17 protein-coding genes and 1 pseudogene are annotated in these 21,440 nt (G+C 36.5%); 3 read left to right on the top strand and 15 right to left on the bottom strand.

Going from position 1 to position 21,440, the window contains the following annotated elements; translation table 11 throughout:
• Nucleotides 1-19: 19 nt before the first annotated feature.
• The 3 genes from C7958_RS02320 to C7958_RS02310 form a co-directional block, all read right to left on the bottom strand.
• The gene (locus C7958_RS02320) at nucleotides 20-3,772 is read right to left on the bottom strand and encodes a DUF445 family protein (RefSeq protein WP_111571058.1); all 3,753 of its coding nucleotides are present in this window, start codon (nucleotides 3,770-3,772) and stop codon (nucleotides 20-22) included.
• A complete protein-coding gene (corA, locus tag C7958_RS02315) occupies nucleotides 3,763-4,812 on the bottom strand; it encodes a magnesium/cobalt transporter CorA (RefSeq protein ID WP_111571057.1) in 1,050 nt (349 codons plus the stop codon). Before corA ends, C7958_RS02320 begins: the two co-directional genes overlap by 10 nt.
• Nucleotides 4,813-5,046: 234 nt before the next feature.
• Complete coding sequence (locus C7958_RS02310; RefSeq protein ID WP_111571056.1) at nucleotides 5,047-6,888, bottom strand: sensor domain-containing diguanylate cyclase/phosphohydrolase; 1,842 nt, start codon at nucleotides 6,886-6,888, stop codon at nucleotides 5,047-5,049.
• Between the two features lie 224 nt (nucleotides 6,889-7,112).
• Between C7958_RS02310 and C7958_RS02305 the strand changes: the two genes are divergently transcribed.
• The 3 genes from C7958_RS02305 to C7958_RS02295 all read left to right on the top strand — a co-directional run bounded on the left by C7958_RS02305 (nucleotide 7,113) and on the right by C7958_RS02295 (nucleotide 11,132).
• Nucleotides 7,113-8,819 carry a LytS/YhcK type 5TM receptor domain-containing protein gene (locus tag C7958_RS02305; RefSeq protein ID WP_111571055.1) on the top strand — a complete coding sequence of 569 codons (1,707 nt, stop codon included), beginning with the start codon at nucleotides 7,113-7,115 and terminating at the stop codon, nucleotides 8,817-8,819.
• Nucleotides 8,819-9,586, top strand: coding sequence for a LytR/AlgR family response regulator transcription factor (locus C7958_RS02300; RefSeq protein ID WP_111571054.1), 768 nt, complete (start codon nucleotides 8,819-8,821; stop codon nucleotides 9,584-9,586). Before C7958_RS02305 ends, C7958_RS02300 begins: the two co-directional genes overlap by 1 nt.
• Before the next feature lie 106 nt (nucleotides 9,587-9,692).
• Nucleotides 9,693-11,132, top strand: coding sequence for a carbon starvation CstA family protein (locus C7958_RS02295; RefSeq protein WP_111571053.1), 1,440 nt, complete (start codon nucleotides 9,693-9,695; stop codon nucleotides 11,130-11,132).
• 170 nt (nucleotides 11,133-11,302) lie between these two features.
• Here C7958_RS02295 and C7958_RS02290 read toward each other — a convergent pair.
• The 12 genes and pseudogenes from C7958_RS02290 to purH all read right to left on the bottom strand — a co-directional run.
• Nucleotides 11,303-11,413, bottom strand: a pseudogene (locus C7958_RS02290) (DUF2023 family protein); the annotation flags it as partial.
• Nucleotides 11,414-11,431: 18 nt separating this feature from the next.
• Nucleotides 11,432-11,926 carry a flavodoxin gene (locus C7958_RS02285; RefSeq protein WP_111571052.1) on the bottom strand — a complete coding sequence of 165 codons (495 nt, stop codon included), beginning with the start codon at nucleotides 11,924-11,926 and terminating at the stop codon, nucleotides 11,432-11,434.
• A gap of 71 nt (nucleotides 11,927-11,997) precedes the next feature.
• Complete coding sequence (locus C7958_RS02280; protein WP_111571051.1) at nucleotides 11,998-12,288, bottom strand: DUF2325 domain-containing protein; 291 nt, start codon at nucleotides 12,286-12,288, stop codon at nucleotides 11,998-12,000.
• 65 nt (nucleotides 12,289-12,353) lie between these two features.
• On the bottom strand, nucleotides 12,354-12,503 hold the full coding sequence (locus tag C7958_RS15575; protein ID WP_166668441.1) for a hypothetical protein: 150 nt from the start codon (nucleotides 12,501-12,503) through the stop codon (nucleotides 12,354-12,356).
• A gap of 82 nt (nucleotides 12,504-12,585) precedes the next feature.
• Complete coding sequence (locus C7958_RS15570; RefSeq protein ID WP_166668440.1) at nucleotides 12,586-12,759, bottom strand: hypothetical protein; 174 nt, start codon at nucleotides 12,757-12,759, stop codon at nucleotides 12,586-12,588.
• A gap of 41 nt (nucleotides 12,760-12,800) precedes the next feature.
• Nucleotides 12,801-14,849, bottom strand: a complete 2,049-nt coding sequence (gene feoB, locus C7958_RS02275; RefSeq protein ID WP_111571050.1) for a ferrous iron transport protein B — start codon at nucleotides 14,847-14,849, stop codon at nucleotides 12,801-12,803.
• Nucleotides 14,849-15,079 (bottom strand): FeoA family protein, encoded by a 231-nt coding sequence (locus C7958_RS02270; protein ID WP_111571177.1) that lies wholly within the window; start codon nucleotides 15,077-15,079, stop codon nucleotides 14,849-14,851. The genes feoB and C7958_RS02270 overlap by 1 nt, the downstream gene beginning before the upstream one ends.
• A gap of 5 nt (nucleotides 15,080-15,084) precedes the next feature.
• Complete coding sequence (locus C7958_RS02265) at nucleotides 15,085-15,762, bottom strand: metal-dependent transcriptional regulator (RefSeq protein ID WP_111571049.1); 678 nt, start codon at nucleotides 15,760-15,762, stop codon at nucleotides 15,085-15,087.
• 208 nt (nucleotides 15,763-15,970) lie between these two features.
• The gene (locus tag C7958_RS02260; protein WP_181453803.1) at nucleotides 15,971-16,606 is read right to left on the bottom strand and encodes an ABC transporter ATP-binding protein; all 636 of its coding nucleotides are present in this window, start codon (nucleotides 16,604-16,606) and stop codon (nucleotides 15,971-15,973) included.
• On the bottom strand, nucleotides 16,606-18,240 hold the full coding sequence (locus C7958_RS02255; RefSeq protein ID WP_111571047.1) for an ABC transporter permease: 1,635 nt from the start codon (nucleotides 18,238-18,240) through the stop codon (nucleotides 16,606-16,608). Before C7958_RS02255 ends, C7958_RS02260 begins: the two co-directional genes overlap by 1 nt.
• A 78-nt stretch (nucleotides 18,241-18,318) precedes the next feature.
• Complete coding sequence (locus C7958_RS02250) at nucleotides 18,319-19,338, bottom strand: Fe(3+) ABC transporter substrate-binding protein (protein ID WP_111571046.1); 1,020 nt, start codon at nucleotides 19,336-19,338, stop codon at nucleotides 18,319-18,321.
• Nucleotides 19,339-19,862: 524 nt separating this feature from the next.
• Entirely contained in the window at nucleotides 19,863-21,440 is a 1,578-nt protein-coding gene (gene purH, locus C7958_RS02245) for a bifunctional phosphoribosylaminoimidazolecarboxamide formyltransferase/IMP cyclohydrolase (protein WP_111571045.1), read from the bottom strand.

The raw sequence follows: 21,440 nt of genomic DNA, 5'->3' as shown, positions 1-21,440 counted from the left end.
AAATCACCTCTCTATATTTTTAAATAATATTTCTCAACAGCAGCTGAAGTACTCCAAAAATACCACCAAACCAGCCGTACTGCTTTAAGTGGGCAAAATATTTGCCGGCAAAACTGTCAAAAACTTCTTCTATCTCTACCGGATTCATTTTTCTAACTTCAGCAGCTGTTAATTCTTTTAATTCCAGACTTTTAAGCAGAGCTTCCGAATTAGCTTTAAAGCTGTCAACACCGGCTTCTACAAATAAGGCCAGCAGATATTCCAGACCTTCCCTATCCATTTCCTGCTCCAGAGTCTCAGCTAACTTTGTAATCTCTTCTTCACTTTTATTAAGCAACAGCCTATTTACTTCTTCACTTTTTAGTAATGAAGCTAAATTGGTTTTAAGTTCTGCCAATAATTCAGCATCAAACAAATCTGGATCAATTAACTGTATTTCCTGCAATAAACTTTTCAATTCCTGGTTAATTATTTTTAAATCAACTGTCTGCAGCAGCTGCAAAATTTCTTTTTTCATATTCTCTGCAGTAAATAAGTCTTTTACTAAAAGCAGGAGTTTCAATTTTTGCTCCAGGTTAAGCTGCTGTTTAATAAATTCTGCCGCTGCTTCAGCCTTTAGTTCAATATTTAACGAGAGCAGCTGCTGTTTTTCTTCTTTAAATATCAGATCAATCAACCTGGCCAGCGGCTGATCACTTAGATAAAGAACCTCGGTTAAAAGTTCAGACCCCTGCTTGGTGCTGACAAAGTTCTTTAATATCCGATTCAGCTTTAGATTTTCTCCTGTCAGCAGATCTCTAGACTGCAGTTTATCCAGCAGATTATAATAAAATCCTTCTAGTTGGTCTCTGTGCTCAACAAAATATTCATTTTGCAGTTTATTGAAAACCCGCTCGACTATTGAATCCACAAATTGATCCAGATCAGCCATATAGATAGCGCCAGAGATTAGGGTGTTTTTCAACATCCCTCCCTCTTTTTCTTTCTCATTTTCTATAATCTCATCTTTTTTGAAATTGATTAAACGAGCAATATTCTCCTGCTGCTCAAAAAACAGATTTAAAGACTGATCAAGATAGTAATCAGAATCCTGCTGCAATAATTTTAAAAGATAATTCTTTAAATCAAATTCAAATTCCTTTTCCAAAAGCTGTGGTGCCAGAAATTTAAAGAAAGGATAAAGCTCTTTATTTTTAAGAAGCTGTTTCAGCTGGCTGGAGTTTAGATTTATTTTATATTCGCCATTGACAAAAGCGGCCAGCTGTTCCATCTGGAATCCCGAAACAATACGAGTCTCCAGCTCCGGCAGAGAGTTTTCTTCCTGACTCAAATACTTTGTCGCTGCAGCTCCAAAATCAAAGGAAGCCAGTTTTTGAGTCAGTAAAGTATCCAGCTGCGGCTCTAAAGTATCAATCAGAGCTTTAAAATCATCTGCCTCCAGTTCCGATAAAAGCTGGTCCACTTTATTAAACAAAAACTCTGCCAGTATTTCATTTTTATCTCTCAGCTGTTCAAACAGCTGCTGGTAATCACTGTCCTTAAAATATTCCAGTGTTCTTGCCTTTATTTCCGAACGATTATTTTCTATAATCTCTGCTGCTGAATTAGCTTTGAGCAGTTCTTTTTCCACAAATTTACCCATGGAATCGGCAAAACGGCTTCTATTTTTGGCAACAACTCCCGGTGTAAAGGGAATTCGGGCTCCCAAAATATTTTTCTGCTGGTAGGGATGAAAAATCATCCAGATTGCCAGCACATTGGTCAGCCAGCCTACTCCACCATATAAAATTGCAGAGCTTAAATAATCAACCCAGACCGGTGAAGCATTAAAAATTGCCGTTTCAGCCCCGCTGAGTGAAAATATAATCCCGGCAGCCGCTCCCAGTAAGGCCCCTAAATAGGTGATCGGTTTTAATTCCTGGCCCATAAAATCTTCGATGGCAGCCTGGACTTCCTGATCAGAAAGCTGATGTAAATTAGCCGAAGCCGCCTCCGCCACTTTGCCTTCCAGAAGCTGAGGTAAATTATTATAAAAGAAAGCAGTAATTGATTCAGTTAAGTCTGCAACAGCCTCCGGATCATCCTGAAATAAAGTATAGAAAGACTTAATCTCTTTAGCTGCCAGCTCTCCCTGCTGTTGATTGAGATAACTTGCTATTCCCTTTTTAAATTGAGGTCTGGAATTATCTAGCTCTTTATTTAAAAGGTTAAAGAAATTCTGATTAAGATAAGCTGCTGTCTCTGCTGTTAGTAAGTCCTGATCTGATAGCAGTCGGTATACTTCAGCGGCAATCTTATCTTTTTTAAGCACCAGTTTTTCCCGGCTGAGCAGATCCTCCAGCTTTAACTCCATTAAATAATCTATCAAAATCTCTATTGAATCAGCATCACCGCTAATTTTTTCCAGAGAACTAAAAATTAGTTCGACAATTTTATCTGTCAGCATTTCCTCTGCAAAAATTTCTTCTGAAAAAAGTTCAATTATCTTTTGATCTTCATACTGCTGATAAAATCCAGCTAATGACTTTTCCAGATTTTTTATAATTTTCTCCAGCTCAATTTTCGGCAGCAATTTAGCTATTTTAATTTCCTTAATTTTTGCTGTCAGCTCAGCAGCCAGTTTTTGGTTATCAGAATTTAATTCTGCTTCTAAATAATTTTTAAGATGAGTCACCGGCAGACCATATTCCTCTATCTTTTCCTGATATTTGTTATAGATTCCCTGACGGCTCATTGCCTTAAAACCTGTACTTGCTTCAATTTCTTCTTCAACTGCCTCCAGAATCAGATCATTTAGCTCAGTTTCGGCTGACTCCAGAGAATCCAATAAATCTGATTCAGCAGTAGAAATCAGCTCAGACAATTCCTGCTTTAAATCTGCTTCCAGTTCTTCTGTAAAAAAATCTTCGATCAGCAGCTGGGAATTATCCAGTTCAATTTTTAAGTTTACAAGTATTTCTTTTACCAGATCATGCAGATCTACTCTGGATAAAATTTCCTCCAGTTCACTGCTGTCTTTGATCAAATCAGAAAGCTTAAGTTCTTTAAGCTCATTTAATATATTCTGACTAATTTTTTCTAAATTAAAAAGCTGACTGATTTCTGCCTTAAAAGCTTCTTTGCCGGGCTTATCTAAATCCTGATAATTATCTCTAAAATACTGAGCAGATTCTTTAACCAACTTTTTCAGCTGTGACTGACTTTCTTTATTTAAAAGCTCAGTTAAGCTTTTAGACTTCAGCTGCTCATAAAATCTGAGAATTAAATTTTCACCACTTTCTGCAGCTTCTGCTTTAATTATTACTTTACTGAAAACTTCCTGCAGCAGTTTCTGCTGCCCGGACTCCGAAATTAGTTGACTTAACTCCTGCTCCTTCAGCTCTCTGCTGCCTGCTGCCAGAAACTCAACTCCTGTCTCAGCAGCAGCTGAACTTAGAAGTTCAAAATTTTCTTTCCAGCCGGGAAGCTCTCCCAGTTTGAAATCACCAGTGCGCTGTTCAAGATAGATATTCAAAAAATCATCCAGGCTCTGATTAAAATTCTGCTTAAATTCAGGCCGGGAAAACTCCTCTTCTAAGGTATGATGATTAACCAAATCTCTTTCTACCAGGGCAGAAATACTGTCAATAAATTCATCTTTAGTCTTAATTACCACTCCCCCAAGTGGCCCGTACTCTTTGAAAATCATTTTTAGTGCCAGATTATTGGTTAAATAGCCGGTTACCGCTCCTGTGCCTGCTGCTGAAATAATTGCTAATAGATCTAGAACCATTTTTTTCTCTTAAAATAAATTAATTGGATTACAGCAATCACCAGCATCAAAAACATTACAGCAGGATAGGCAAGTTCATGTTCTAACTCCGGCATATAGGCAAAATTCATTCCATAAACTCCGGCAATAAAAGTCAGGGGGATAAAAATGGTAGAGATAACTGTTAAAAACTGCATTACTTCGTTCATCTTGTTGCTCTTATTGGAAAGATAAATATCCAGCATACTTGACAGCATGTCCCGGCTGACGTCAATCTCATCCATCAGCTGTCCAATATGATCATAAACATCACGCAGATAATAATCTGTTTCTTTTTTTACCAGTGGTGATTCTACCCGATAAAGGTTGCCAAAAATTGTATTTAAAGGCCAGATAGTCTTGCGCAAAAAAACTACTTCCTGTTTTAAATCCTGAATAGTCTCTAAAGTATCAGGCCCTGTTTTAGCTGCAACAACTAAATCATCCAGCTCCTCTAAAACCTCTTCGTTCCTTTCTAAAATGTGAAAATAATTATCTACTATTGAATCCAGTAAGGCATAAAATAAATAATCAGCTTTCTTTTTTCTAATCTGTCCCTTATTTTCCTCAATTCTGACTCGAACCGGATTAAAGTCATCACCCCGGGCTTCCTGAAAAGTAATAACTGTATTCTCCAGCAAAATTAAACTCACCTGTTCTGACTGAATGTATTCTCCCTGATAGCTCAGCATATCCAGGATTGTAATAATGTAGTCCTCAAACTCTTCCTTTTTAGGACGCTGGCGGGTATTTGTAATATCTTCTAAAGTAAGAGGATGTAAATCAATTGATTTTCCAACCTCTTTAACCAATTCCACGTCGTGAATTCCGGTAATATTAATCCAGTTGACATAATCTGCTTCCAGTAATTCTAAAGAAAAATCTTCCACAGTTTTTTTCTCAACAAAATTTTCATTAAACTGTATTAATTCAATTTCGGCATCTACTTCTGTCTCAATCCCGTGTAAAGTTCCAGGAGTATGCCCGATTTCACTTGACTTAACTCGCGAAAATTTTCTCATTCCGTCCCTCCTTCATCAAAATATCTGTTTTTAAACATTTTTGCTCAGAAAAATAATTTTTTAAACTTATTTTAATTAGTAATTATTTTTAATATCCACATTTTGTGGATAACTTGTTGGTAACTATGGGTTTTAATCCACAATTTTTGTTGATTAATTGTTAACAACTGTGGATAAAACACCTGTTTTGTGAGTAACTTGTGGATAACTATCGAATTAAATCTACTTATCCACTTAACTTTTAATTTTAAGAAAAGATAAAAATTTATCCACAATTTGCGGATCAAAAACTTTTTTCCGATAGTGATTGAATTCTCTAACTATTTCTTTCTCTGCCAGGGCTCCAAAATAATACTTATCTCTGGAAAAAGAAAAAAATAGATTTGATTTAAGTTTACTGTAAAAATTAATGACTGCAAAAAGCCTGCTTAAATATGGAATCTTTTCCCCTTTTAGTCCTTCGGGCCAGCCGCTGCCGTCAAAATGTTCATGGTGAGAATAAATGAGATCACAAATTCCCGCCAGATCCTGATAAGAAGCAGCAAAATTAGCAGAGATCAACACATGTTTTTGATATTCGTGCCACTCTTCTGCTGTTAAACTATCTCCCTTTTTGAGAATGTTTTTATCCAGTGCTAATTTACCCAGATCATGGTGTCTGGCCAGATGCAGCAGCTTATCTTTTTCTTTTTCATTTAATTCAAAATAAGCAGCAGCTTTTTTGGTTATTTTAACAAGCTCTTCATACTGCCTTAATTCATTATCATTATTTTCCTCGAGATACTTCATTAATGAGCAGTAGAAACTGCTATCCTGACTTGATTTATATCTATGAAAATTTATTTTTGAAACCCCATCATTAAAGAAATCATGACTGCTTATTTTATTATTTACTTTATTTAGAGAGACTGCAGCGATATCTATATAAATTCCCTTAATATTAATTTGAGCAATTTCTTTTTTAATAAAATTAAGGGTTCTTTCTACTTCTAAACTGCTCTGGTTTTTTAAAATTACAGCAAAATGATCTGCACAGAGATGGGCTGCAACTTTATTGTGGTTCGAAATTTGAGCCAGAACAGAGGCAATTTCTTTTAAAATTTGATCTCCTTTTTGATAACTAAAAAACTTATTTAGCAGCTGAAAATTTTCAACATTGAGCAGTATTAAAGACAGATCATCTTTTTGATTTTGATTAAGCTCAGTAAATAATTGGTTGAAGTATTCTTTATTGTAAAGCCCGGTCAGTCTATCGTGTCTTTTAATATAATCTAACCGCTGCTGTTTAGCCTCCATATCAGTTATATCATAGGAAGCTCCAACAATTTCTTCGACTCTGCCATTTCGAACAACCGGGTATAATGTTGTCTGCCAGTACTTTTGCCCAGCAGGAAATTTCAATTTCTCCGTATAATTAATTCGCTCTTTTTTTCTTAGACATCTGAGGTAGTTTTTCTCCAATTTTTCTGCAACTTCTTCGCCAAAAATTTCAGCAGTCCTTTTTCCCTGAATTTCGGCATTGCTCAGGGCTGTTAAACGCTGATGAGTAGCATTAATTCTCTTATAGTAAAAATTTTCGTCACAATCTACTGCCAGCAAAAAAATTGCATCATGAGTGTGATCAATAATTGTCCGATAATCATTCAACTTTTTTTCTCTTTTTCTGGATTCTTCATTTTTGCGTTTCTGCTTCAAAATAGTCAATAATAGCAGATTACTGAAAGTAGAATAACTTTCCCTCTTATTTAAAATGGCAGTCAGATTGCTGACATTTCTAGAATCAAGTTCAAGCTCACTACCAGGCTCATTTAAAAGGATTAAACTTGAGCGGGGAAATTCTTTTTCTGCCAGCATTACTAAATCCAGTCCAGAAAACACTTTACCCATTGCATTTTCAACTATTATTATATCTACATCGGAATTTTGATAAAGATAATTAACTGCCTGGCGGTTATTATCAAATTCTTTAACCAGTTCAAAATCAAAATCAGCAATTTTTCTTTTTGCTCGATTAAGGTGAGATTTCATTTTGTTTTTTTCTATTAGATCATTTATAATAATCACTATTTTGAGCACTGCTGTTCTCTCCTATATTTAAATTAATCGATATTTTTTCCCGGCTGATAACGCATGTTTTATTCTATATCTTTTAGTATATCAATTCAGTTAAATAATAGCAATCACCAGTAGGTACCAGGTACTTAAATCGTTTTCTAGTGCCAGGCACCAAATTTGATTAAACAAATCTATTGTAGTATTATTAATTTAGGAGTAGATTATGACTTTTAAAGGAGAGGATTATGTATAACAGTAGAATTTTCGAATTATTATTTACCCTTTTTAAAAGTATGAGTGTGATAGTAACTTTTGCATATATTTTAAGTCGTCTCAGTAGTGTAAAGCACATTTTTGCTGATAATTTTAATAGATATGAAAAAATATTTTTAACTATCTTTTTTGCAATCTTATCAATTCTGGGAACATTTCTGGGAATTTTTATTATGGATGCCTATGCCAATATTAGAGCTATCGGTGCACTGATGGGAGGAATTTTAGGTGGCCCGCTTGTCGGACTTACAGCTGGTTTGATTGCAGGTCTCCACCGTTTTTCTCTGGGTGGTTTTACAGCTTTAGCCTGTGCCATAGGTACAACAAGCAGTGGACTAATTGGGGGGCTTTTTTATAAAAAGTACCGCAATAATGAGATGGATTTTAAAAATGGATTTTTAATTGGAGTTTTTGCCTTAACTGTGGAAATGATCATCGTGGTTCTTTTCAGCCGCCCTCTGGCACAGGCAGTAGAATTAGTTAAAATCATTGCCATCCCAATGATTTTAAGCAACAGTCTGGGGATAGCAATTTTTATCAGCATTTTGAATAAAGTTAAGGAAGATAATCAAAAAATTAGAGCTTTACAGGCAGAAAAAGTACTTTCTATAGCTGACCGCTCCTTACCGCTATTACAAGATGGGCTTGACCAGGAAGCTGCTGCAGAGATTATTAAGATGATCAAAAAGGAAAGTCAGGTTGATTCTGTTTCCATAACTAATAAAGAAACGGTTCTTGCTTTTACCGGTACCGGAGAAGATCATCATCTTGCTGGTGAAGAAATCAAAACTGAAGCCAGCCGCCGAGCCATCGAGGAAAAAAAATCTATCCTGATTGATAATAAAAAGGAAATTAACTGTAATCATCAAGGATGTCAGTTAACTGATGCTGTAATTACTCCTTTGAAAATTGAAAATAGTGTTTATGGACTGCTCAAATTATATCGCTGTAATCAAAAAATAACTGTGCTGGATATTAAACTTGCAGAAGGAATTTCCAACCTGCTGGCAACTCAAATTAAGCTGGCCAAATTATCAAAACAGGCTGAACTTAAGAGTGAAGCTGAATTAAAAGCTCTCCAGGCTCAGGTTAATCCACATTTTCTTTTCAACTCACTTAATGCAATTGCTGCTTCCTGCAGAACTCAGCCCGGGCAGGCCCGGGAACTGCTGATAAAACTGGCAGGAATCTTCCGCCGAACTCTAAAAAGAAATGTTTATCAAATAACTTTAGGGGAAGAAATTGAATTCTGTCAGGATTATTTAAGTATTGAAAAAGCAAGACTGGACAAAAGACTGCAGGTTAAATGGAAAATCCCAACTGAATTAAAAGATACTATTATTCCACCATTTATTATTCAACCTTTAGTTGAAAATTCTATTAAACATGGAATTTACCCTCAGGAAAAAGGAGGCCAGATTATTGTCAGTGCTCAAAAAACAGGTGATCAGCTCCAGATCAGTATTGAAGATAATGGGCCGGGAATAACTGAAGCAAAAATTGCTGAGATTGAAAATGGAAATAATGATCGCATAGGAATCAATAATATAAAAGAGAGATTACATTCTGTTTACGGCAGTAATGCAGACTTCAAAATTAAATCTGCTGCCGGTAAGGGTACTCAAAATATAATCAGCATTCCCTCCGAGTTTCTTTTTGAAAGGAGAAAAGCAAACTGATGATCAAAACAATGATTGTCGAAGATGAAAAATTGGCCAGAGATGAATTGAAATTTCTAATTGAAGAAGATCCCGACTTTGAAGTTCTTTACGAAATAGCAGATGGCAAAAAGGCGTTTGAATTTTTACAGAAAAATAAAATTGACTTGCTTTTTTTAGATATTCAGATCCCGGGTAAAAGCGGAATCGAAATAGCCCGGATTTTAAAACAGCAAAAAACTGCTCCCTATATTATTTTCACTACCGCCTATGATGAATATGCTGTAGAGGCTTTTCGGCTTTCTGCTGTTGATTATTTATTAAAACCAATCAGTGACCAGCGCCTGGAAGAAAGTTTAGAACGGGCAAAAAAAGAAATCAAAAAGAGCCCTGATTTTAATCAGCAGCTGGAAAATTTATTTGCAAATCTCAATAGTTCAAAGCAAAAAGAATGCCTAAATAAAATTGCAGTGATGGAAAAAGATTATTATCTGATGCTCAATTTTGAGGATATTTACTATTTTTCCACAAAAGAAAAGAAGGTCTGGGCTCACTGCCACAAAAAATCTTATATGACTCAGTTTCAGCTTAAGGAATTAGAAAAGATGCTGCCCGAACAATTTTTTCGGATTCATAAAAGCTATATTGTTAATTTGAGACATATTAAAGCAGTTATCCCCTGGTTTAAAGGTAAATATCAGGTGTTAATGGAAGATTTTTCGGAACATAAAATTCCGGTCAGTCGTTTAAGGGTTGACCAGATAAATAAACTCTTAAATCTCAAATAATGCAATTGAGTATAATATTTTTACAATTCAGTTAAAAATCCTTTGATAACCTCTGAATACATGTATAATTAAATTGTAATAAAAATTTATTAGGGGGTTATATTTAATGACATCTTTTCTTATTTCTTTAGCTGTATTAATTATTGGTTATTTTACTTATGGAAAAATTGTGGACAAAATTTTTGATTCAGAGTTTGAACGGGAAACTCCTGCAATTTCGATGGAAGACGGGGTGGACTACATAGCAATGGACTGGAAAAAAGCATTTTTAATCCAGTTTTTGAACATTGCCGGTTTAGGACCTATTTTTGGTGCAATCGCCGGTGCTTTATGGGGACCAAGTGCTTTTCTCTGGATAGTTCTTGGTACAATTTTTGCCGGTGGTGTCCACGATTATCTTTCCGGAATGCTTTCTATCCGCTCTGGAGGAGCTTCTATCTCTGAGATTATCGGAGAAAATCTTGGTGGAACCATCAGACAGATTATGAGAGTATTTAGTATTGTGCTTTTAGTTTTAGTGGGTACTGTTTTTATGACTGGCCCTGCTATGCTGCTGGCTAACTTGACACCAGGCTTTATGGGAGTTAATATCTGGTTAATTATTATTCTGGGCTACTATTTTATTGCTACTTTCTTACCAGTCGATCAAATAATCGGTAAATTATATCCAATCTTTGGCGGAGCACTTTTAATTATGGCCTTAGGTGTTGGTGGAGGATTGATTTTTGGAGATTACAATATTCCAAATATTGCTTTAAACAATCTGCACCCCGGTGAATTACCAATGTGGCCTTTATTATTTGTAACAATCGCCTGTGGTGCAATCAGTGGTTTCCACTCAACCCAGTCACCTATTATGGCCCGCTGTACAACCAATGAAAAAGAAGGACGTAAAATTTTCTATGGTGCAATGGTAGCTGAAGGTATTGTTGCTTTAATCTGGGCAGCTGCAGCTATGACATTCTTCCAGGGAACTGGCGGTTTAAATGGTGCACTGAGCTCACTTGGTGGACCGGCGGGTGTCGTCCACGAGATTACAGGTACAATGATGGGAGCAGTTGGTGGAGTTCTGGCAATGTTAGGTGTAATTGCGGCTCCAATCACTTCCGGAGATACTGCTTTTAGAAGTGTGCGTTTAACTTTATCTGATATCTTCGGTTTAGAGCAGAAATCAATTAAAAATAGACTAATGCTGGCTGTTCCAATTTTTATTGTTGGTGGAGCCCTATCTCAGATTAACTTTGATGCTTTATGGCGCTATTTTGCCTGGTCAAATCAGACAGTGGCCATGGTTGTTTTATGGGCCGGTGCAGTCTGGCTTGCCAAACACGGTAAAAATCACTGGATTGCTTCAATTCCAGCCTTCTTTATGACCGGTGTTTCTTCTACTTATATCCTTTATGCACCAGAAGGTTTCCAATTACCTTATACCTTCTCAGTAACTGCAGGAATTATTATCGCAGTTATAACTATGGGAATCTATATTGCCAAGATTAACAGCACTCACTTTGAGGAAGAAGTTATGGTTCAGGAACAGGCAGTGTAAATATAACTGGTATAACTGGTACCGGGTACTTGGAAAATGTTGGAATTGAATTCTGTTCAGTAAAATAAAAAATATTTATTAGATAATAAAACCGGATTCCCTCTAATCTTAACCAGGAATCCGGTTTTTATTTCACTTTTCTCATCTTTTCTTTTTAAGTAACGTTCACACTATTTTAATCTATCATAACCAAGCATTATTCCCAGCATAAAAGCTTCCTCATCTGTATAGTCTTTTAGATTATTTTTATCAATTTCCTTAATTACATCGACACAGTTCTGATCACCAAAATAATAAAGTTAGAATAAATCCGAACTCCACTCACTAAGTCTTTCAGCAGTTAATTCTTCCTGATTTGTGTTATCTATTGCTAAACCTATTAATTTCCCATCTACTACTGCTCTTGAGTCGTTAAAGTCATAACTCTCAACAGGATATTGACCCACAAATTCTGCACCACTATCTTTTACTGCTTCATAAATGATTCCAATAGCATCTATAAAGGTATCCGGATACATATCCTGATCTCCCGTACCAATAAAGGCAACTTTTTTACTACTTAAGTCTACCTCTTTAACTACATCTACAAAATCTGCCCAGTCATCCTGAAGTTCACCAAAACCCCAGGTTGAAGAAGCAAAAATCAAATTATCATAACTTTCAAGATCTTCTTTAGCAGCTGAATTAACATTATAAATATCAATATCATAATCTTTAAATTCTGCTGCCAGACTCATAACCAATTCCTCAGTATCTCCTGTAGTACTACCATAAAAGACTCCAATTTTACTCATTATAATCTTCCTTTCTGATTTAGTTTTATAAATTTACAACTGTATTTTCATTAGAATATATCTGCACTATTTTATACACAAATTGCTCTTCTTTCCAGCTTTTTATAAATAGCAGACCAGCTGCGGCGGGCATAAATAACGCTGACCCCACTCTCTTTGGCTGCATTTTTAACTTTTCGCATTACTGCGTGATTTATGTAATCGGTCATCACCAGCACAAAGTCTGTATCAGCCGGGATTTCAAAATTTCGAAACTTAGCTTTTTTTCTTCCACTAAGGTGGGTAACCTCTTCAAAGCCTAAATCTCTGACATTATCTCTAATCGATCCTAAATTATCTGCTCCAACTATCATTAAAGACATTCTACTCTCCTCCTTATTATTAAATGAAAACAATTCTCATTATCAATCAAAAATAAAAAATATATTTATTCTTCTTTTTTCTCTTCTCCACAGCAGTTATCACTGCCACAGCCACACTCTTTGCATCCATGTCCCTCTACTGCAAATCGTCTGAGAGAAGTTCCTGCAGCTAAAATTACTGTCATTAAAAATAAAACACTTAATTGGATTATCATTGATAACTTCCTTTCTCTTTTTATTTATAGGTACCAGGTACAAATAGGCCTATTTGTACCTGGTACCTATATGTTTTATATATTAATCATCTTTTATAATCTCATCAAAATCATATTCTTTTCCACCAGATACCGGGCAGCCGCTATCACTACAGCCAGCACAGGGACTGTCTGTACCCTTAATTCCACCATAAACTTTTTTTCCTATATAATAAAGACTTCCCAGTCCTAAAAACCCTAAGAATAAATATTCCATAATAACCTCCTTAAGCTATCCAGCTTAAATTCAGTTCTAAATTAAACACCAATTCCGAGCAGCATACCACCCTGATAAATAACAAAGGCTGTTATCCAGGCTAAGACAAAAAGGTATGAAGCTGTGATTAAAGTCCACTTCCAGCTCTGAGTTTCAGATTTAATCGCTCCCAGAGTTGCAATACACGGTGTATATAAAAGTACCATTGTCAGGAAGGAATAAGCTGCCAGAGGAGTAAAATTGGCCAGTAAAGCAGTTCTTAATCCACCTTCTCCTGCTGCATAAACAACTCCTAAAGTTCCAACAACTACTTCCTTTGCCAGAATACCAAAGACCAGTGAGGCTGCTGCCTGCCAGCTGCCAAATCCTAATGGAGCAAAAATTGGAGCTACCAGCTGACCAAACTGACCGATAAAGCTTTCTGCAGATGCATATTCTACCCCTAAAGGCAGATTAGCTAAAACCCAGATTAAAACAACAACTGAGAAAATAATTGTTCCCGCTTTTTTGAGGAAGGCTCCTACTTTTTCCCACATATGAATAATTACACCTTTTAAAGTCGGGAAACGATAGGGAGGCAGTTCCATTACAAAGTGAGAACGCTCACCTTTAAATAATATTTTGTTGAAAATACCGGCCATAATTACTGCCATCACAATCCCCATTAGATAAAGTGAGAAAACTACAGTACTTGCATGGCTGGAAAATAAGGCACCGGCAAAGACAACATAAACTGGTAATCTTGCAGAACAGGACATCAGTGGATTAATTAAGATTGAAATAATGCGGTCTCGCTTACTGTCTAAAGTTCTGGTCGCCATAACTCCCGGAACATTACAGCCAAAACCAACAATCATAGGAATAAATGACTTACCGTGCAGTCCTAACTTGCTCATTACCTTATCCATTACATAAGCGGCTCTGGACATATAACCACTGTCTTCTAAAACACCGATTGCCAGGAATAGCAAAAAGATATTTGGTATAAAGACCAGTACCGAACCTACACCACCAATAATTCCGTCAGTTATAAAGGAAGAGATCAAGGGCGAAACTCCTATTTCTAAAAGCTGTGTTCCAATCCAGCCGCCGGCTATTTCAAAGAAGGTTTCGATATAACCAATCAGCGGATCACCAAGAGTAAAAGTAAATTTAAAAATTGCCCACATAACTGCCATAAAAATTGGAATACCAAGATATTTATTAGTCACAACTGCATCAATTTTGTCAGAAACATTTTCGGGTTCTTCGTCTGCTGTCGGTCTCTGAACACTTTCGGCTATAACTTTATTTATAAATTCATATTTTTTATCAATAATAACATTATCAAAATCATCTTCAGCCTTAAGTTCTCTCTCTGCAATTAAACTCTTAATCTTTTTAGCCTTTGAGGCTCCAACTTCTCTTTCCAGTAATTTTACAGCTTCGGGGTCATGCTCAATTAACTTGACTGCTGCCCAGCGCTGATTGATCTGCTGAGAAAAGTCATACTGCTTAAGCATTTCTACTACTTCACTAATCAAATCTTCAATGTCACTGCCGTAATTAATTTTTAAGGAAGCTTCTGATAAATCTCTATTTTGAACAGTCTGTTCTAAAAGATTATCAATTCCTCTACCCCGGCTGGCTACAGTTTCTACTACAGGTGTTCCCAGCAGCTGACTTAATTTATTTTTATCAATTTTAATTCCTTTTTTCTCAGCCTCATCAGCCATATTTAAAACTGCAATTAAGTCTACTCCCATTTCTAATAACTGAACTGTAAAATAGAGATTCCGATCCAGGTTAGCAGAGTTGATAATATTTAAGACTACATCATAATCACCAGCTGTCAGAAAATCCCGGGCTACAACTTCATCTTCCGAATATGCTCCCAGAGAATATGTACCGGGAAGATCAATTACTTCCAGTGAATAATCCTGATAAAATGCACGACCTGTTTTCTTTTCTACTGTTACTCCAGGCCAGTTTCCGACATGCTGTCTGGAACCTGTCAATTCATTGAACATCGTTGTTTTACCAGAGTTTGGATTCCCCGCCAATGCAACTTTAAGCTCTGTATTTTTTCTTTCCCTTTTATTTAAAGCCATTAATTTTCACACCCTTTGTTATCTACTATTACTTTATGTGCCATTCCTCTACCTAGTGCAATTCTATTATCACCCAGTCCAACAATTAATGGTCCACCAGAACTTCTGTGAATCTTAACTGTTTTCCCGCTTACAAATCCCATATCGGTTAGTTTTCCTCTGGCTGTTCTTCCACCGACAATTTCTTTAATACATGCTGTCTCTCCCTGTCTTAACATTGCTAAAGGCATCAATTTTAAACCTCCTTTACCAGAATCTCTGCCGCTTCATCCTGGCGTAAACTCAAACTATAACCTCTAACTTTAATTTCGATTGGATCTCCCATTGGTGCTTTTCCTTTAACTTCAACCCTGGCACCTCTATTTAAACCCATATCCATCAATTTTCTTTTTAGACGACCCTTAGACTCAATTTTTAGTACTTCAGCTTTCGACCCAACACTCATACTATCTAACATAAATTCTTTAGCTGCCATTTTTTCTTCCTCCTCGTTCTCCATAAATTTAAAAGCACAATTTTGCTCTTCTATATAATTATTTTCGATTAGATAATCAACCATTTTTTCGAAACTTTGCTGACTTAAGACATGTTCAATACTGCAGGCATCCTGGTCAGCAGTCTCCGGCTCAACACCGAGAGTCTTGTGTAAAAAAAGATATAAAATCTGATGTTTACAGTTGACTTTTTCGGCCGCCTGAACACCACTTTGAGTTAATTTGATCGGACCATACTTCTGCTGTTTAATTAGCCCCTGCTCATTTAGTTTTTTTAAGCCCTGATTAACAGAAGAAGCTGCAATTCCCAGTGAATTTGCGATATCTGTTACCCGGGCCGAGCCATTCTCCTTGATTAAATTAAAGATAGCTTCCAGATAATCCTCCATTGATTCTGACAGAGTAATTTTAGCTTCCAAAGTAATTCCCCCAACTTTTAGGTTAACCTAAAAATAATATAAAAAAATAATTTATTTCAATATTTAAATGAAAATGGTTCTCAACTTCAATTAAAATTATATATAACTATCTTGTTTTTGTCAAGATATTTTTTAAAAAAATTGTTAATCAAGCCTGTTATAATAGTAATCAATAATCATTATTAATAAGGCACAACTCTTTATTCTATTAATTCATCAAAATCTCTCTGGCCTGCATAAATTCTGCGTCTTCTCTATCATGAGAAACTAAAATAGTTGTGACTCCGACTTTTTTTATGATTTCATTTAATTCTCGTCTAATCTTGTCCTTTAACTCAGCATCCAGATTGCTAAATGGTTCATCTAAGAGCAGCAGTTCTGGTCCCGGAGCTAAAGTTCTGGCCAGAGCAATCCGCTGCTGCTGTCCACCTGATAATTGATGGGGATAGCGTTTTTCAAAACCCTCTAAATTTACCAGTTTTAAAAGCTCCTTGACCCGAGACTTCCTCTTATCTTTACTTAAATGATCAATTCCAAAAACAATATTTTTTTCCACACTTAAATGGGGAAAAAGTGCATAATCCTGAAAAACCATTCCCACTTCTCTTTTTTCTGCTGCTCTAAATTTATGATCTCCAGCCACAGTCTGACCTGCAATTGAAATTTCTCCGCTGTCAGGTATTTCCAGACCAGCAGTTAAACGCAGAACCGTACTTTTACCACTGCCGCTGGCGCCAACTAAAGCTACAACCTCTCCCTTTTTTACTTTCAGGTTGAAATTATCAACTATATTACCTTCTTTTTTATTATAGGCAAAAGTTAAATTTTTAATTTCTAACTGCATTATTTTTTCCTCCTTCGGTGATGAGTAATTAAATAGATAGCAGCTGTTGAAAAGAAAATTAGAACCAGAGATAGATCGGCTGCTCTATAAATCATCTCATCAGAAGCATATTCAAAAGCTTTTGTCGCCAGAGTATCAAAGTTAAAGGGTCTTAAAATCATGGTCAGCGGTAGTTCTTTCATTATCTCTATAAAAACAAGTAAAAAACCACTCATCAAGGCCGGTTTCAGCATCGGCAGATCAATCTTAAAAAATGTTTCTGTAACTCCTTTACCCAGAGTTCTGGAAGCTTCAAAATAACTTTCACCAATTTTTTCATAACCGCTGTTAACCGAATTAAAAGCAATTCCCATAAAACGCACTGCATAGGCAAAAATTAACATAACTAAGGTACTGCTTAAAACAACGTTTGCTTCTATTCCAAATCCCATCTGCAGAAAAGATAAGACACCATCAAGCTGCAGCATAAAAAGCAAAACTCCAACTGCAATTACAGCCCCAGGAATAGAATAGCCAAGAATGGTAATCCGTGCTAAAAGATTGGAGACAAAATTGGAACTCATCCGGGCTGTTGTTGCAATTATCACTGCACCTGTCAAAATTAGAACCGCTGCCCCTCCTCCGGTTAAAAAGGAAGTGAAAGCAAAATGCAGAGTTTCCATTAACCCTCCACCCCTGCTTAAAAAACTCCAGTATAAAAGTTGAGCCGTGGGAAGTAAAAACCCGAAAAAGAAAACTCCATAGGTGAAAATTTGAGCCATGATTTTTCTGCCGCCCTCCAGTTTTCTTCTGCTCACCGGTCTAATGTTAGAAGTAGAATAGCTGTACTTTCTACCTCCCCGCAGCAGTTTTTCTATAAATAAAACTACAAAAATCACCAGCATGGCCATTACTGCCAGCCTCACTGATGTTGGTAAATCTCCCATTCCAAACCAGCTTTTAAAAATTGCTGTGGTAAAGGTACTGATCCCAAAATATTTTACAACACCATAATCATTTAAAACCTCCATCATCACCAGACTGCTGCCGGCAACTACTGCTCCGCGGGAAAGAGGTAAAATGATCTTAAAAAAGATAGTGCTGTCACTTTTCCCCAGCAGCCTTGAACTTTCCAGTAAAGAAGCTGACTGTCTGGATAAAAAGGCTTTAGTCATTAAAAAAACATAGGGAAAAAGAAAAATTGTATAGATAAAGATGGCACCTCTGATGTTCATGAAATCAAAATACTGCTGTGAAAGCTGCAGCTGAAAATTATTCCTCAAAAATGTCTGCAAAGGTCCGGTATAACTAAACATTCCCTGGTAAACATAGGCGCCTATATAGGGTGGGATGGCCAGAGGCAAAATTAACCCCCAGCTTAAAAAATCACGTCCCGGAAAATTATAAGCAGCTATTATCCAGGCTAAACCTGCTCCCAAAAAAGCAGTCAGCAGGCCGGTAGCAAGTACTAATATCAGAGAGTTTTGAAAGTAGTTAATAAGCAGATAATCTCTTACATGCTCCCAGTTCTCACCTGCTTCTCCAAATAAATTAATAATAATATTTAAATTTGGAATTAAAAGCAGAATTATTATCCCGGCTGTCAGCAGAAACCAGCCTGGAGAAGCTTTTTTTAGCGTTTTTAATAGCTGCATTTTTACACCAACCTCATTAATAAAATCACTTTTTAGAAATCAATTATAAATTGAAAGTTAAAATCGCCAGTCTTTGTTTTACTGCCAGCCAACACGGTTAAAGATTCTTACCGCTGTCTCATTGTGGATTCCAAGTTCTGTCAGATTAATATTCTGTGTTTCAAAATCTCCCCAGGACTGCAGAAGTTCAGAGGCCTCTACTTCTGGATTAACCGGATATTCGTAATTTGCAGAAGCAAAGAATTTCTGTGCTGAAGCTGAACTTAGATATTCTAAGAGCTTAACAGCATTTTCCTTATTGGGAGCATTTTTGACAACACCGGCTCCACTTACATTAATATGGGTCCCATTTTCACCATCAGGGAAATGGATTCCAACATTTTCTGCTACTTCAACTTCAGCCGGATTATCAGAATTAATCATTTTACCTAAATAATAGGTGTTCATAATTGCCAGATCACCCTCACCTGCTGCAACAGCTGTTGCCTGAGCTCGGTCATTACCCTGAGGCTTACGGGCCATATTGTCAACAACACCGGCTGCCCATTCTTCAGCCCACTCTTCTCCATGAATTGAAACTAAAGAAGCTAAAAGTGACTGATTATAAATATTTTCGGAAGATCTTACTACAATTTTATCCTCCCATTTATCTGAAGTTAAATCTCCATAACCTGCTAAATTTTCTGGATCAACTCGATCTTTAGAATAAACTATGACTCTACCTCTCATTGTTAAGCCATACCAGTAATTATCTTCATCTCTTAAATTTGCTGGTACATTTTGATTAAGTGTTTCAGTACTAACTGACTGCAGGATATCTCTTTCCTTTGCTCTATGTAACCTACCTGCATCGGCAGTAATTAAAACATCAGCGGGAGAATTTTCCCCTTCTCTGGCAATTCTTTCGATTAACTGATCAGAATCACCCTTAAGCACATTAACCTCAATTCCTGTTTCTTCTGTAAAACGATTCAAAATCTCCTCATCAGTATCATAATGACGATTTGTATATAAGTTTACTTCTTCTGCTGCTACTGCAGCTGTCCCCAGACCAATAAAAATGCTAATTAAAATTGTTGCTATAATTAATTTTTTCACCTTAATTCCTCCTTGATCTTATTTTGTTTGAAAATGATTCTCAACTTCAGACGATTTTAATTATAACTAAACCTATCGTTGTTGTCAAGATTATTTGCAAAAAAATATAGCTATGATCCCTGTTATGTTAGTAATTAGTAATTGTTACTGATAGTTCCGGTGTTATTTGAAGTTATATTTCCCAATTGACTGCAGTCTATAATTAGTCAAATTTAATTTTTCTTTTTAATCTTTTTCTAATCTTTATTTAAAGTTTTTTTAATAATCCACTGATATTATATAATTGTAGCAAAGAGATAGAGATTTGTTATCCCCTTTTTGAAGCTGTTGCAGAGGACAGCTTTAAGCATAGATAAAAGTAATAGATACTTTTCTCCTTGTTTTAACCGCCTTTTTCCCGAGGCGGTTTTTTTCATTTTTAAAATAAAAATTCCCCATCCTTATTAATGGCTGAGTAGGGTCCATTAATCAGGAATGGAGAATGATTAGGGAAATCTATATTAATCCAGTCAGACTGAATTTTTTTAATGTCTAAAGTGTCTCTTACCGGTAAAGACCATTGCAATTCCGAGTTCATTACAGGCTTCTATAACCTGATCATCACGGATTGAACCACCGGGCTGAATAATTGCTTTAATGCCCAGCTCTGCTGCCTTTTCTACAGCATCCGGGAAAGGAAAAAATGCATCTGAGGCCACAACTCCGCCTTCCTGACGGCCTTCAGCTTTACGTCCGGCAATAATCATCGAATCAACTCGACTCATCTGCCCGGCACCAACACCAACTACCATCTCATCTTTAGCCATTACAATCGCATTTGATTTAACATGTTTTACTACCTTCCAGGAAAATAGTAAATCTTCAATCTGCTCTTCAGTTGGAGCTTTTTCGGTTACTACTTCCAGATCTTCAGCAGTAGTTTGAGCTAAATCTCTGTCCTGTACTAAAAGTCCACCTGTTACCTTTTTCATGCTGTAACCTGGCTTTTCCCGATTAATAGAAAGCTCTCCGGTTTTTAGAATACGCATTTTATCAGAACGTTCTTTTAAGATTTCTAAAGCTTCAGCCTCATAATCCGGAGCAATTACCACCTCAATAAATTTATCCTGATCTGCAATTTCTTTAGCTGTGGCTGCATCAATTTTTCTATTGGCTGCCACAATTGAGCCAAAGGCAGATAAGGGATCACCTGCATGAGCATTAACAAAAGCCTCTTTCAAATTATCTGCAGTCGCAATTCCACAGGGATTGGCATGTTTGATTACTGCTGCTGTCGGTTTAGCTTCAAATTCTTTAACCAGCTCTAAAGCTCCATCTGTATCATTGATGTTATTATAAGACATTCCCTTACCGTGCAGCTGTTCGGCAGTAGAAATAGATGGTTCATTCTGTTCAGCCTCTAAGTAAAAAGCTGCCTTTTGATGCGGATTTTCTCCATAGCGGAGATCTTCTCTTTTATCATAGCGGTCAAGTAATGTCTCAGGCAGTTCTTTTTTCTCCTCATCAGCCAGCACAATTTCTCCTAAGTACTTCTGTATTCTCTGATCATACTCTGCAGTATGGTGGAAGGCCTTATAGGCAAGCTTTAGCTTCTGAGTTTTAGTTAAGCCGCCATTACCAACCTTCATTTCAGCTAGAAGCTCGTCATAATCAGCCGGATCAACGACAACTGCCACATCATTGTTGTTTTTGGCAGCAGAACGAATCATTGTCGGTCCCCCGATATCAATATTTTCTATTGCTTCTGCTAGAGTTACATCATCTCTGGCAATTGTTTCGGCAAAGGGATATAAGTTGCAGACTACAAGATCAATTGGCTCAATATCCTGAGCTGCAATTTCTTCTAAATGCTGCTCATTATCTCTAACTGCTAAAATTCCGCCGTGAACTGCAGGATGCAGAGTCTTAACCCGGCCATCCATCATTTCTGGAAAATTAGTTACCTGATCAATCTCCGTGACCTCGATATCATTTTCTTTCAGCATTCGACCTGTACCACCAGTTGAAATTATTTCTACTCCAAATTCTTTTAAACTCTCTGCAAAATCTACAATACCTTCCTTATTTGAAACACTGATTAATGCTCTTTTAATTTTAGACAA

Origin of the sequence: Halanaerobium saccharolyticum, from assembly GCF_003259895.1 — a bacterium.
Taxonomy (GTDB): Bacteria; Bacillota; Halanaerobiia; order Halanaerobiales; family Halanaerobiaceae; genus Halanaerobium; species Halanaerobium saccharolyticum_A.
The sequence above is the reverse complement of the archived record's forward strand: the minus strand, read 5'-3'. Positions and strand labels throughout refer to the sequence as shown.

Bases quoted from the DNA above. Each gene is read 5' to 3' on its own strand.
- C7958_RS02270 (WP_111571177.1), bottom strand. From the start codon at position 15,079: ATGCCTTTAGCAATGTTAAGACAGGGAGAGACAGCATGTATTAAAGAA.
- C7958_RS02280 (WP_111571051.1), bottom strand. From the start codon at position 12,288: ATGTCTTTAATGATAGTTGGAGCAGATAATTTAGGATCGATTAGAGAT.
- C7958_RS02255 (WP_111571047.1), bottom strand. From the start codon at position 18,240: ATGCAGCTATTAAAAACGCTAAAAAAAGCTTCTCCAGGCTGGTTTCTG.
- C7958_RS02320 (WP_111571058.1), bottom strand. From the start codon at position 3,772: ATGGTTCTAGATCTATTAGCAATTATTTCAGCAGCAGGCACAGGAGCG.
- C7958_RS02305 (WP_111571055.1), top strand. From the start codon at position 7,113: ATGTATAACAGTAGAATTTTCGAATTATTATTTACCCTTTTTAAAAGT.
- C7958_RS02260 (WP_181453803.1), bottom strand. From the start codon at position 16,606: ATGCAGTTAGAAATTAAAAATTTAACTTTTGCCTATAATAAAAAAGAA.
- corA (WP_111571057.1), bottom strand. From the start codon at position 4,812: ATGAGAAAATTTTCGCGAGTTAAGTCAAGTGAAATCGGGCATACTCCT.
- C7958_RS15570 (WP_166668440.1), bottom strand. From the start codon at position 12,759: ATGGAATATTTATTCTTAGGGTTTTTAGGACTGGGAAGTCTTTATTAT.
- C7958_RS02295 (WP_111571053.1), top strand. From the start codon at position 9,693: ATGACATCTTTTCTTATTTCTTTAGCTGTATTAATTATTGGTTATTTT.
- feoB (WP_111571050.1), bottom strand. From the start codon at position 14,849: ATGGCTTTAAATAAAAGGGAAAGAAAAAATACAGAGCTTAAAGTTGCA.
- C7958_RS02285 (WP_111571052.1), bottom strand. From the start codon at position 11,926: ATGAGTAAAATTGGAGTCTTTTATGGTAGTACTACAGGAGATACTGAG.
- C7958_RS02300 (WP_111571054.1), top strand. From the start codon at position 8,819: ATGATCAAAACAATGATTGTCGAAGATGAAAAATTGGCCAGAGATGAA.
- C7958_RS15575 (WP_166668441.1), bottom strand. From the start codon at position 12,503: ATGATAATCCAATTAAGTGTTTTATTTTTAATGACAGTAATTTTAGCT.